The sequence below is a fragment of the Streptomyces sp. TRM68367 genome (genome assembly GCF_014495685.1).
GTDB lineage: Bacteria > Actinomycetota > Actinomycetes > Streptomycetales > Streptomycetaceae > Streptomyces.
Genome location: NZ_JACTVI010000062.1, coordinates 1 through 12,491, shown reverse-complemented (window position 1 = coordinate 12,491; position 12,491 = coordinate 1). Strand labels below are relative to the sequence as shown.

10 protein-coding genes and 1 pseudogene are annotated in these 12,491 nt (G+C 71.4%); 6 read left to right on the top strand and 5 right to left on the bottom strand.

Translation table 11 applies throughout. The features are described from left to right. Window positions 1–16: 16 nt before the first annotated feature. Window positions 17–457, bottom strand: coding sequence for a hypothetical protein (locus H8R17_RS30295; RefSeq protein ID WP_187826419.1), 441 nt, complete (start codon window positions 455–457; stop codon window positions 17–19). 144 nt (window positions 458–601) lie between these two features. Continuing rightward, window positions 602–739 (bottom strand): hypothetical protein, encoded by a 138-nt coding sequence (locus H8R17_RS49445; RefSeq protein ID WP_187826418.1) that lies wholly within the window; start codon window positions 737–739, stop codon window positions 602–604. Window positions 740–902: 163 nt separating this feature from the next. Here H8R17_RS49445 and H8R17_RS30285 point away from each other — a divergent pair, with 163 nt between their 5' ends. From H8R17_RS30285 to H8R17_RS30275, 3 genes are all read left to right on the top strand, one after another. After that, entirely contained in the window at window positions 903–2,072 is a 1,170-nt protein-coding gene (locus H8R17_RS30285) for a hypothetical protein (RefSeq protein ID WP_187826417.1), read from the top strand. 137 nt (window positions 2,073–2,209) lie between these two features. Beyond that, a complete protein-coding gene (locus H8R17_RS30280) occupies window positions 2,210–3,124 on the top strand; it encodes a hypothetical protein (protein ID WP_187826416.1) in 915 nt (304 codons plus the stop codon). A gap of 61 nt (window positions 3,125–3,185) precedes the next feature. Continuing rightward, window positions 3,186–4,187 (top strand): endonuclease/exonuclease/phosphatase family protein, encoded by a 1,002-nt coding sequence (locus tag H8R17_RS30275; protein WP_187826446.1) that lies wholly within the window; start codon window positions 3,186–3,188, stop codon window positions 4,185–4,187. Window positions 4,188–4,271: 84 nt separating this feature from the next. On the opposite strand, the gene snpA is transcribed toward H8R17_RS30275, so the two are convergent. Then, window positions 4,272–4,943, bottom strand: a complete 672-nt coding sequence (snpA, locus tag H8R17_RS30270) for a snapalysin (RefSeq protein WP_187826415.1) — start codon at window positions 4,941–4,943, stop codon at window positions 4,272–4,274. Between the two features lie 179 nt (window positions 4,944–5,122). Here snpA and H8R17_RS30265 point away from each other — a divergent pair, with 179 nt between their 5' ends. After that, window positions 5,123–6,067 carry a LysR family transcriptional regulator gene (locus H8R17_RS30265; protein WP_187826414.1) on the top strand — a complete coding sequence of 315 codons (945 nt, stop codon included), beginning with the start codon at window positions 5,123–5,125 and terminating at the stop codon, window positions 6,065–6,067. A gap of 18 nt (window positions 6,068–6,085) precedes the next feature. Here the strand turns inward: H8R17_RS30265 and H8R17_RS30260 are convergent, their stop codons facing one another. Then, window positions 6,086–8,164, bottom strand: coding sequence for a PhoX family phosphatase (locus H8R17_RS30260; protein WP_187826413.1), 2,079 nt, complete (start codon window positions 8,162–8,164; stop codon window positions 6,086–6,088). 288 nt (window positions 8,165–8,452) lie between these two features. Between H8R17_RS30260 and H8R17_RS30255 the strand changes: the two genes are divergently transcribed. Then, the gene (locus H8R17_RS30255) at window positions 8,453–10,210 is read left to right on the top strand and encodes a VWA domain-containing protein (RefSeq protein ID WP_187826412.1); all 1,758 of its coding nucleotides are present in this window, start codon (window positions 8,453–8,455) and stop codon (window positions 10,208–10,210) included. Between the two features lie 89 nt (window positions 10,211–10,299). Beyond that, on the top strand, window positions 10,300–11,916 hold the full coding sequence (gene metG, locus H8R17_RS30250) for a methionine--tRNA ligase (protein WP_187826411.1): 1,617 nt from the start codon (window positions 10,300–10,302) through the stop codon (window positions 11,914–11,916). A gap of 171 nt (window positions 11,917–12,087) precedes the next feature. On the opposite strand, the pseudogene H8R17_RS30245 reads toward metG, so the two are convergent. Further along, a pseudogene (locus H8R17_RS30245) lies at window positions 12,088–12,491 on the bottom strand (XRE family transcriptional regulator); the annotation flags it as partial.

Genomic DNA, 12,491 nt, shown 5'->3' with positions numbered 1-12,491 from the left:
CCCCCCCCCCGATCCGTCAGCCGACGCGGCGGCCCGCCGCGTCCTCGTGCGTGTAGTAGCGGTAGAACAGCACGGCGAAGAACGACGCCCCGACGATCAGGCCCACCGCCGCGGACCACAGCACGGTCTGGCCGCTCTGGTTGTGCAGGAAGCCGGCCGCGCAGCCGGTGAACGCGAACCAGGTCAGCGCGTGCCGTTCGCGCTTCATGCGCGGGGCCAGCGCCCGTACGGCGACGTACAGCACCATGAACGCGAACGCGGTCACGAAGCCGAACAGCAGGTTCCAGCCGGTGATCTCCCCGCCGTGGCGCCGGTTGGCCGCGGCCCAGTAGCCGTAGACCAGCCCCATGAGGACGGGTGCCGCCCACTTCGCGGCCGTGTGGGTCCGCTCGCCGAACACATCGGGCGTACGGGTCTGCCTGGCCGTCCCGCCGGACGCGGGTGCCGCCTGCGCCATGAGAGCTCTCCTTCCGCTCCTCGCCCCCGCCCCTCCAGAGCACACCTGGGCGGGTGCCCTGGCAAGTCGGACGAAATCACCAGCGGGCCGCGGCGTGGCCCGGATGCCGCCGCTGCTGCTGCTCGCCGGCATCCTCGCCATCGACTACCAGGCGCGCCGGACGGGGTGGACCTCGTCGCCCTCGGCCACGACACCCCGCTCGTCACCGGCCCCCATGGAGTACGGGCCCTGCCGGGCGGCGGCGCGCGGCCACTGGGCACGCTGCGGCACACCGGCGGTCACCTCGGCGACGACACGACGATCTTCGCGGTGCGGCGGGCGGACCCGGTACGGCGGGGGAGGCGACGAAGGCCCCGAAGGGGGACGTTTGCAGACCTGAGACCCACCTTTGCAGCCGCAGCGGTTACGGTGCTGCCGTAGGTGATCGACACAGGGGGTGGGGACCATGCCCGGAACCGTGCTACTGCTGGCGGCCTCGCCACTGGGCAAGGGGTGCCTGGTGGACGCCGCCTCCGTGCTGCCCGTCCTCGCCGCCGTGCCGCCCGCCGTGCTGGCCGGCACCGACACGGCGAACGTCGTCGAACTCGCCGACCCGCTGGAACCGCAGGCCGTCCTGACCCGGCTGCGCGCCGCCGCGGCCGCGCCCGGACCGCTCACCGTGTACGTGACCGGCCAGCTCCAGCTGGACCGCCGCCAGCGCCTGCCCCACCTCGCGCTGGCCCGGACCACACCGTCCACGGTCCGCTACACGGCCCTGCCCTGGCACTGGATCCGGGAGGAGCTGCGGCTGCGGCCCACCGGGACGACGACGCTGCTGCTCGATCTGCACGCCGACGCGGAGACCTGGGAGTGGCTGCGGGCGCATCCGCTCGACTCCGGCCGCGAGCACGCCGTCTACGGCCGCATCGCGCCGCCGCCGGGGTCGCGGCGGGCGGTGGCCGTCCCCGCGTACATGAAGGCGGTCGCGACGATTCTGCGCAGTGGGTGGCGACCGCCGGTGGAGCAGTTGCATCAGCAGGCGATGGTGCGGTTGGGGAGTGACGGGTACGACGGCCAAGGGGACCTTGTGCTGGCGGCGCACGGTGCTTCGGCGGCGCCCGGCGTCGGTGTGGGCGTCCCTGGGGGCTCCGCCCCCAGACCCCCGGTTCGGCCCGAACGGCCTCGTCCTCAATCGCCGGACGGGCTGGGTGTCGCAGACCCGCACGCCGCCATCAGCGCCGCCGTCCAGGCCGGGCGGCACGCCGATGCCGATACGCTCGCCACGCAGCACGAGCAGGCCGCCGTACAAGCGCACGGGGTCGCCTCCGAGGAGGCGCTGCACTGGACGGAGGTCCGGGCGGACCTGGCGATGTTCGCCGGGGACGCGGTGCGCAGCTGCCGTACCTGGCTGGCGGTGGCCACCGCCCGGCTCGGCGCGGGCCAGCCCGCGGACGCACCCGCCGTCGAGGCGGCCGTCGACCGCGCACACCACCAGTGGGGCCAGATCCGCGACACCACCCAGGCCCGCGAACTCGGCCCCGCCCTCGCGGACTTGCGCAGCCGAGTCCCCGGCCGCCGCGAGGGCGCCCTGGACCACGTCCAGCGCCAGCTGCGGCAGCTCCAGACGCAGAGCTGATCAGTACGGAAGACTTGCGGACAACGTGCGGGGGGCCTCCTCTCCCAGGGCCGGGTAACACCCGTTCGGCTTGACGTATGCGCCCATGTGCAGTGCGGCCGTTCGCGGCCCCGGCACCCGGACCGTTGCCTGAAGAGGTGCCCGCACCCGCCCCGCACCCGCGCAACGCCCTGTCGGCGGCCCTGATCGCCCTGTCCTGCCTGCTGCTGCCGTTCGGCACGCTCGCGGCCTGGGCGGCGTACGGCCTGGCCGACACCGGACGGTACGTCACCACGATGGCCCCGCTGGCCGCCGACCCGGACGTGCGGGGCACGGTCGCGGAGAGGGTCGGAGACGGTGTCCTGAGCGAAGTCGGCCCCACGCTCGGCGCCGGGTCCGCGCACGGGGCGGCCATGCGGCCCTTCGTCCGGGACGCGGCCCGCTCGTTCACCCGGACCGAGGCCTTCCGCGCGGGGTGGGACGCGGCGAACCGGGCCGTCCACGACGCCGTCCTGCACGCCCTGCGCGACAGCCGCACCAGCGGCGCCCCCGTCACCGTCGACCTGGCCCCGGTCACCGCCCGCATCAAGGCCCGGCTCGCCCACGACCACGCCCCGCTGGCGGACCACATCCCGGTCGAGCACACCGAGGTCACCGTGCTCCCGGCCGCGCAGGCCGACCGGCTGAGGAAGGGGTACCACGTGCTGGACGCCGCCGCGTTCTGGCTGCCGCTGGCGGCCCTCGTCCTCGCGGCCACCGGGATCGCCGTGGCCGCCTGCCGCCGCCGCGCGGTCACCGCGATGGGCCTGGGCACCGCCCTGGGCGGCGCGCTGCTCGCCCTGTCCGTCGCGCTCGGCCGCCACTTCACCCTCGCCGACCTGCCCGACCCGGCCCACCGCCCGGCCGCGGGCGCGGTCTACGACGCCCTCACGGCCCCCCTGCGCACGGTGTCCTGGCTCCTGGTCGCCCTCGGCCTGACGGCGGCCCTGGCCTCCTGGCTGACGGGGCGGTACGGGCCTGTCGTACGGCACCGCCGACGAACATCCGAGGTCGCGCGGGAGGCACCGTACTGAGGGAACTTTCCTCTCGTACCCCCCGTCCTTGAAGGAGGAGCGCGAGCGGAAGGCCGGGGACTTGGATACTGCCGCTGCCGAGTGGAGGGTCACCGAGGACGTGCCGGAGGAGCGCCGCCGCGCGGGGCGACGGTTCGGTGCCTGGGTCGCCGCGCTGCTGTTCGCCGGGGTCAGCGTGGTCGTGGGGTTCCGGGTCGCCGACAGCGACGGGCCGCCGCCGGTGCCGCAGGTCCTCGCGTTCCTGCCGTGGCTGCTGGCCCCCGCCGGTGCGGGCCTGCTGCTCGCGGGCCTGGCCCGCTGGTGGATCGGCACGGCCTGGGGCGTGGTCCTGCTGGGCCTGCTGGCCTGGTACATCGAGCCGTACGGCACCAGCGACGATCCGACCGGGCCCCCGCTGGCCACGTTCCGGGTGCTGACCTCGAACGTCGAGTTCGGGAACGGCACGGAGGCCCTTGTCTCCGCCGTACGCCGGCACAAGCCGGACATCATGTTCGTGTCCGAGTGCGAGTACACGTGCGACGCGCTGCTGGGGCGTGAGCTGGCGCGGGACTATCCGCACCGGCAGGCCGTCGAGGGCGGCGGCTCCGAGGGGTCCGTCATCCTCAGCCGCTTTCCGCTGAAGGGCACCGACGGCGTGTCCGGCACGATGGGCATGCCGGGCGCGGTCGCCGACGTGCGGGGGCAGGACGTACGCCTCCAGCTCGCGCACCCCATGCCCCCGCTGCCCGACCAGACCGGACTGTGGAGGCGGGAACTGGACCGGCTGCGGGACTACGCCGCCGCCGACCGCCGGACGCCGACCGTTCTGGCCGGCGACTTCAACGCATCCCAGGACCACGCCGCCTTCCGTCGCATCCTCGACACCGGCCTACGCGACGCGGCCCGCCTCACCGGCGCCGACCGCACACCGACGTGGCCATCCAGCACGGCCCCGACATTCGGCGTCCAGATCGACCACATCCTGCTCTCCGAGAACTTCTCCGCAGACCGATCCCGCTTCCTGGACCTCGCCGACACAGACCACCGGGCAGTGGTCGCGGACGTCACCCTGCACGGGCAATAGGCACCGGCGGCACCCCGCCAGCGCGGGCAAGCGAAACCCACCCGTCAGCAACCCCAGCACCGGCGACACACAACGAACGCAGGCTCAGCCCACGCTCTTGTGCAGCGCCTTGTCCAGCGCCGCCGCGATCCCGTTCGCCCACAGCCGGTCCACCCGCGCCCGCTCATTCGCGTCGGGAACCGCATTCGTGCAGGACGGCCCGGGCCCGCCGCCCGACATCAGCTCGCTGCACGGCCCCTCGTAGTGGTCCGGCAGCCCGAGCACGTGCCCGGTCTCGTGAGCGGTCACGCGAGTGGAGTCGTACTCCTCGTTCTGCTGGTAGTCGAGGAAGATGTACCCGTTGCCGTGCCCGTCGGTGGAGGCGTAGGAGCCGCGCGGATCGTTGCCTTCCCGGTAGGTGAAGTCGGCGTTCGAGCCCGCCTGGAGCTTCACGTTCGACACCGAGCTGTTCCATATCTCGGTGCTGCGGGCTATCTGCGCGCTGAACCTGGGCGCACCGGAGGCGTCGTAGACGACGGTGACGGCGGCGGCGGCCTTCGGGTTCGCGGCGCGCTTCTCGGCGGCGGACTTCAGGACGGCCTCGAAGAAGGCCCGGTTGGCCGTGGCTTCTTCGGCCGACCCGGCGTAGCCGGCGACCGAGCCGGTGGAGGCGGTGGGCGCCGCCGCGGCCGGTACAGCCGTACCCAGACCGAACGCCCCGAGACCGAGGCAGATTGCCGTCGCCGTGAACGCAGACGTGGACATGCGCATACGCATCGATGACTCCTTGATGTGGGGGGTGAGTCAAAGCGTCATCGGTGAGTGTCGGCGCATGTGTGGCGCCTGTGATGATGCCAACCGGCGATAGGACGGGACTATCACTGCCCAATTCGACGATGTCGCAGTGGATTTGCGGGTCTGGTGAAAGCTGTGGCTCCGCTTTACGCTCGCCCTGCATGGAGCTCGACGTGAGACACCTCCGCGCCCTGTGCGCCATCGCCGACACCGGCAGCCTGCACCGCGCCGCCCGCCAACTCGGCTTGGCCCAGCCGTCGTTGAGCACACAGCTGCGCCGAATAGAGCAGGAGCTGGGCGGCGCCCTGTTCGTCCGCGAGAGATCCGGCTGCCGCCCCACCCCACTGGGCCGCCTGGTGCTGAGCCGCGCCCGCCCACTGGTGGCCGAGATGCGCTCCCTGGTGGCCGAGGCACGCGCGGCCGCGGCGGGCGGACCTCAGCTACGCGTCGGCTCCACGGCCAGCAAGGCCCTGGCGGGCTGGCTGCGCCGGCTGCGCGGCCACGGCCAGGACCCGACGCTGCACATGAACGTCTCCCCGAACGCACTGCTGCGCATGGTCGCCGACGGCCAGCTCGACGTCGCCTTCGTGCACGAGGTGGAGGGCTGCCCGCTGCGCGTCCCGGAGGAGCTGCGGCTGCGCGTCCTGCTCGAGCGCGAACCGCAGTTCGTGTCCCTGCCGGCCGGCCATCCGGCGGCGGCGAAACCGGAGGTCGACCTGCGCGACCTGGCCGACGACCGCTGGATGATCGACCCCATGGTCGACGGCGAGTGGGACGCCGTCCAGCGGATGTTCCGCGCGGCCGGCGTCAAACCCCATGTCCTGCACGGCGACTACCACACGGCCGGCGCCCTGGTCGCCACCGGCGAGGTGGTCACCGTCTGCCAGCCGACCCACGCCTCCAGCCCCGACATGGCGGTACGGCGCCTGCACGGCGACCCGCTCGGCGTACGGCTGCTCCTCGCCGCCCGTACGGAGACGGACCTCGACGGCGTCTACCCCGCGCTGGAGGAGGCGTACCGGGAGGCGGCACGGCAGGCACCGGCGTACCGGGAGTGGCTGGAACGCGACGGTGCGATGCGGCCGCCGGTCCCAGCACTCCCCTAACTCCTGTGTGTCCGGACGTCAGACGCCGATGTCGCACCCGTCCGCACGCCACACCGCCACGACAGCGGGCCGCACGTACGTCCCCGGCCCGTCCGGCCAGGTGCTCGCGGGCTTCTCCACGGACGCGCCGTCCAGCTCACCGGGGTGCTGCACGGCGACGAGCACCCGGCGGTCCTGGATGATCGGCCCGCAGGTCTCGGCACCGGTCGGCACGGTCAGGAACTGCTTCAGCTCACCGCGCCGCGCACCGCGCGTCGCGACGCCGAAGAGGCCGTCGTGCGAGCCGAGCTGGGCGCCGTCAGTGGAGATCCACAGGTTGCCGTACGGGTCGAAGGCCACGTTGTCCGGGCAGGAGATCGGGCTGACCTTGTCCTTCGGGAAGCCCGCGAAGTAGGTGGCCGGGTCCTCCGGGTCACCGGCGACCAGGAACAGCGACCAGGCGAACTTCGTGCTCTCCGGACGGTTCCAGCGCTCGGTCAGCTCCAGCACCTGCCCGTGCTTGTTGGCGTTGCGCGGGTTGGCCTCGTCCGCCTTGGCGTTGCTGCCGACACCGCGGTTGGTGTTGTTGGTGAGGGCGACGTACACCTTGCCGGTGACCGGTGAGGGCTCGATGTCCTCGGGCCGGTCCATCTTCGTGGCGCCCACCTTGTCGCCGGCGAGCCGCGTGAAGACGAACACCTCCTCGGCGGTCATCCCGTCGACGTGCGAGACCGCACCGTCGGCCGTGGCGGTGGCCAGCGGGATCCACTCGCCGCTGCCGTCGAACTCCCCGTCGGCCGGAAGCTTCCCGGTCCCGTCGATCTCGATGGCCGGGGAGTCGCCGGTGAGCTTGGCGACGTACAGCGTGCCCTCGTCGAGCAGCGAGAGATTGTGCTCCCGCACGGCCCGCGAGGAGCCCCTCTTCATCCGCTTGCTGCTGACGAACTTGTAGAAGTAGTCGAACCGCTCGTCGTCACCGGAGTAGACGACCGGGCGGCCGTCGTGGGTGAGCCGGACGGTCGCGGCCTCGTGCTTGAACCGCCCGAGCGCGGTGTGCTTGCGGGGCGTGGAGGTCGGGTCGTACGGATCGAACTCGACGACGTAGCCGAACCGGTGCACCTCGTTCGGCTCCTTGGCGAGGTCGAACCGCTTGTCGAAGCTCTCCCACTTGCGCTCGGTGCCCGCGGTCCCGATGCCGTACCGCTTGTCCGTCGCCCGGCTGCCGCCCGCGAAGTACTGGTTGAAGTTCTCCTCGCCGTGCAGGGTCGTGCCCCACGGCGTGGTGCCGCCCGAGCAGTTGTTGAGGGTGCCGAACACCTTGCTGCCGCTCGGGTCGGCGGAGGTCTTGACCAGGTCGGACCCGGCGGCGGGCCCGGTGAGCCGGAACTCGGAGGTGGCGGTGACGCGCCGGTTGAGGTGGTGGCGCGGTACGGCGGTCAGCTTGCCGGTGCGCGGGTCCTCCTCGACGACGACCGCGGACAGCCCGTGCGCTTCCCAGGCGATCTCGACCTGCTCGCGGGTGGGGTTGTCGGCGTCGTACCCGCGGAACATCAGCACTTCGTCGGTGTACTCGTGGTTGGCGACGAGCAGCTGCCGGTTCCGTTCCCCGGGCAGCGGCAGCAGCGACAGGAAGTCGCAGTTGTACCCGAACTGCCCGGCCTGCGCCTTGGCGGTCTGCTTCTCCGGGTCGAAGGCGGGCGCACCGCGCAGGATGGGCTCGCCCCAGCGGATGACGACGTTCTGCCGGTAGCCGTCCGGCACGGTCACGGCGTCCGCGGTGTTGGGCGCGACGGGCGCGAACCGCAGCCCGCGAGCGCCCCTGGTTTTGCCGTTTTTGTCACCCCGGTACGACGTCCCGGCCGCCGCGTTCGCGTCCGGGGCACCGGCGACGTTCACGGCCCCGGCACCGGCCGCGGCGACCGTGACGACGGCGGCGGCGCGCATCATCGAGCGGCGGCTGAGGGCGCCGGCGATGACGTCGCCGACGTATTCGTTGGAGCTGGTGTTGGGCACCTCGTGGAAGCAGGCGTCACCACACCGGAAACGACAGGTCATGGCGGACCGGCCGCCAGGATGAGAACCGGACGGCGTTCCGATCAACGGCAGCAGCTTGCGCACTTTGCTCTCCCCTAGGGTGCCCTTGGTGTCAGCGTGACGGTAGGGGCGCATATGTGCGACAGTCGGGCGGCTGGGTGAACAGCGAGTGAACCCGAGGCAGCTGTCAGGAAGTTGGCAGCACACGGAGCGGCACGGGCCCCCCGCCGGGGACGCCGAGGCGAAGCGACCTTGACAAGGGTGCCGCCCTACCCTAGACCCAGCCCGAGATCATCAGCAGGGGCCGTTAACCTTACGTGTCCGTCCTGGCCAGGGATTGACGGGCTTCACCTCACGCGAAGGGTTGCGCACATGGGCATTCTCACTCTCCTGCGGAACGCGTTCGGCCGGTCCCGCAAAGCACGGACCACTGAACCGGAGGGTGCGGCGCAGGCTACGACGACTTCGCAGACGGCCCCGGCCCCGGAGCCGGGGCCGGGTACCACGGCGAGCACGACGCAGAGCGCCACGGAGAGCACCACGCAGGGCACCGCACCGGAGAGCACGCCGGAGGCACCGGCAGGAAAGGCCTCGGGGACCACTCCGGCTGCTGCTTCGAGTACCACCTCGGGCGCTGCTTCGAAGACCGCCCCGGGTGCTGCCCCGGAGGACGGGCCGTCGGCTGCCTCGGAAGCCGCCCCGGAAGCCACGCCGGGTACGACCCGGGAGACACCGCGCTCGGAGCCGGCCACCGCCTCCCCCGCTCCGTCCCCGAAGCTCCCGTCCCCCTCGTCGGAGCCCACCCCCACCCCCCACGTCCCCGAACCCCGCAGCACCGACGAGGCCCACGAACTCGTCACCGCCGCCTTCGACAACTTCACGGTGCCAAGGCCAACCCGCTCAGACGAACGAGCCCCGACACCGAAGCCGACGTCGGCTGAGACGACGGGGGTGGCGGAGACGGGGACGGTGACGGAGGAGCCGGAGGCGGCTGAGGAGCCGACGGTCGCCGAGACGCCGGCCGTCGCTGAAGAACCTCAGGTGACCGAGACGCCGACGGCCACCGATACGCCGGCCGTCGCTGAGGAGCCGCAGGTGATCGAGACGCCGGCGGCCGTTGAGGAGCCGACGGTCACCGAAGAGTCGACGGTGACGGAGAAGCCTGCGGCCACGGACGAGCCGGTGGTCGTCGAGGAGCCGACCGCGGCCCAGGAGCCGGCGACCGAGCCGGAGCCGGTCAAGGAACCGGAGCCGGTGCAGGAGACGGTCGCTCCGGAGCCCGACGAGTCCCCGGCCCCCGCAACGGCCGAAGGCGATGGCGAAGCCGAGGCCGAGCCGACCCCCGCACCCGCACCCGCCGACGGCGAGCCCGCCTCACAGGGGCCACCCGCACCCGGCAACGAAAGCGCCACGGGTGGTGCAGGTGGGAACACCTCCCCGGCCGAAGGCGAAGCCGAGGCCGCCGAACCGGCCACCTCAGCAGCGCGCCTCCGCTCCACCGCCCCCTCCCTCACCACCGCCTACAACGCCGCCGGCGCCGCCCTCAAGAAGCACGACCTCACCGGCACCCGAGCCAAGGTCTACCTCGTCCTCGACCGCTCCGCTTCCATGCGTCCCTACTACAAGGACGGCTCCGCCCAGGCCCTCGCGGAACAGATCCTCGCCCTCGCCGTCCACCTCGACCCCGAGGCCACCGTCCACGTCGCCTTCTTCTCCACGGAACTGGACGGCACCGGCGAGCTCACCCTCACCAACCACGAGAACAAGATCGACGACCTGCACGCGGACCTCGGCCGCATGGGCCGTACCAGCTACCACGTGGCCGTCGAGGAAGTGATCACCCACCACACCAGGACCGTATCCCCGGACACCCCGGCCCTGGTGATCTTCCAGACGGACGGCGCCCCCGACGCCAAGACCCCCGCGACCCAGTCCCTCACCGAGGCCGCCAAGACCCACCCCGCCGTCTTCTTCTCCTTCGTCGCCTTCGGCGACCCCGAGAACAAGGCCTTCGACTACCTCCGCAAGCTCAAGACCCCCAACACGGCCCACTTCCTCGCAGGCGAGACCCCCCGCGAGCTCACGGACACGGAGCTCTACGAGGCCGTACTGGCGAACTGGCGCCCGTGACGCACCAGGGGGGTGGACCGCCGTCCGACGCCGTCCACCCCCCGAAACGCAGGTGAGTCGATCTTCACGGGCCCAGTAGGATTTCGACCATGGCGGCCACTGGATCCGAGAAGCAGGGTGGAAAGGCGTTCTACGTCACCACCCCGATTTATTACGTCAACGACGCTCCTCACCTGGGCCACGCCTATACGACCGTCGCAGGCGACGTGCTCTCGCGCTGGCACCGTCAGCGCGGCGAGAAGGTGTGGTACCTCACCGGCACGGACGAGCACGGTCAGAAGATCATGCGCACCGCCGACGCCAACGGGGTCAGTCCCCAGGAATGGTGCGACAGGCTCGTGGAGGAGGCCTGGAAGCCCCTCTGGGAGCACCTGGAGATCGCGAACGACGATTTCATCCGCACCACGCAGAAGCGGCACACGGACCGCGTGCGGGAATTCGTCCAGGACCTGTACGACAAGGGCGAGATCTACAAGAGCAGCTACGAGGGCCCGTACTGCGTGGGCTGCGAGGAGTACAAGCTCCCCGGCGAGCTGCTCGACGGCGAGGGCGAGTACGCGGGCCAGCAGCTGTGCCCGATCCACCGCAAGCCGGTCGAACTGCTCCAGGAGGAGAACTACTTCTTCAAGCTGAGCGAGTACGGCGACAAACTGCTCGCGCACTACGAGGCCAACCCGGGCTTCATCCAGCCCGAGTCCGCGCGCAACGAGGTCGTGAACTTCGTACGACAGGGCCTGCAGGACCTCTCCATCTCCCGCTCCACCTTCGACTGGGGCATCCCGATCCCCTGGGACGACAAGCACGTCATCTACGTCTGGATCGACGCGCTCCTGAACTACGCCACGGCGGTCGGCTACAACGAGAACCCGGAGAAGTTCGAGTCGACCTTCCCGGCCGACGTCCACCTGGTCGGCAAGGACATCCTCCGCTTCCACGCGATCATCTGGCCGGCGATGCTGATGGCGAACGGCCTCCCGCTGCCCGGCAAGGTCGCGGCGAACGGCTGGCTCATGGTCGGTGGCGAGAAGATGTCGAAGTCCAACCTGACCGGCATCAAGCCGCAGGACCTGACCTCACACTTCGGCGTGGACGCGTACCGCTGGTACTTCCTGCGCGCGATCGCCTTCGGCCAGGACGGCTCGTTCTCCTGGGAGGACTTCTCCGCCCGCTACACCAGCGAACTGGCCAACGACTACGGCAACCTCGCCTCCCGCGTCGCGGCCATGGTCGGCAAGTACTTCGGCGGCGAGCTGCCGGAGGCGACCGCGGCCGGCGAGCCGGAGCAGTCGATCCACGACGGCCTGACCAGGGCGGTCACGGAAGCCGACCGCCGCGTCGGCGACGAGCTGGACTTCCAGGGCGGCATCCTCGCCGTCTTCGACTTCGTCAAGCAGGTCAACGGCTACATCACCGAGCAGGAGCCCTGGAAGGTGGCCAAGGACAAGACCGAGGAGGGCCAGGCCCGCCTGGCGACCATCCTCTACACGGCTGCCGAGTCCCTGCGCGCGGTCGCGGTCCTGCTCAACCCGGTCATGCCGGACACCTCCCAGCAGCTCTGGGACTCCCTGGGCGCCGAACCGGCCCTGGGCCCCATCGCGACCCAGAAGGTCCAGGACTCCGGCACCTGGGGTCAGCTGCCACCCGGCTCGACGATCACCAAGGGTGCGGTCCTCTTCCCGCGTCTGGAGGAGCAGCCGACGGCGTGACACACCGGACGGCAGGCCCCGGGACTGCCCGATCCGCCAAGCAGCGTAAGGCCCCCGTTCACTCGCCCCATGGCAGCTCCCGCCCCAACCCTCTCCGGCCGGCGGCGTGCCCACCTGCGGCACTACTCCAGCTCAGGTCTGCAACCCCATGCAGGGCGGAGGCACATAGGGTCAGTCGAACTCTCGTAGCGCCGCTACGAGTTGAGACCCTTCTGTCGCGCCCTGGCGCAGCAATACGGCTGCTGTGGTGTGCAGTTCGTTCCAGGCGTGCGGCCGTCCGACCGCCGCCGCGTCAGGAACGCTCGCCACCGCCACCGCCACGGCTTGCGCCGACTCACCCGCACCAGCGAGGGCATGAGCGAGACAGGTCCGGTACCACGTCTTGTCACGTCGGTACTCGTCCGGCAGGGCGTTGAGCCCCACCGTGAGGTGATCCGCGGCCGTCTGCCAATCGTGCAGGTGCATCGCTGCCATGCCCCGTTGAAGGGTGAACCATGTCTCGTCGTAGAAGTACATCCAGACCGGTTCGTCCTCGGGGTGTTCGCCCGCCCGGCTGATCAGCGTCTGTGCTTCGT

Excerpts from the sequence above, each read along its gene's own strand:
- H8R17_RS30265 (WP_187826414.1), top strand. The coding sequence starts at position 5,123 with ATGGAGCTCGACGTGAGACACCTCCGCGCCCTGTGCGCCATCGCCGAC.
- H8R17_RS30285 (WP_187826417.1), top strand. The coding sequence starts at position 903 with ATGCCCGGAACCGTGCTACTGCTGGCGGCCTCGCCACTGGGCAAGGGG.
- snpA (WP_187826415.1), bottom strand. The coding sequence starts at position 4,943 with ATGCGTATGCGCATGTCCACGTCTGCGTTCACGGCGACGGCAATCTGC.
- H8R17_RS30295 (WP_187826419.1), bottom strand. The coding sequence starts at position 457 with ATGGCGCAGGCGGCACCCGCGTCCGGCGGGACGGCCAGGCAGACCCGT.
- H8R17_RS30255 (WP_187826412.1), top strand. The coding sequence starts at position 8,453 with ATGGGCATTCTCACTCTCCTGCGGAACGCGTTCGGCCGGTCCCGCAAA.
- metG (WP_187826411.1), top strand. The coding sequence starts at position 10,300 with ATGGCGGCCACTGGATCCGAGAAGCAGGGTGGAAAGGCGTTCTACGTC.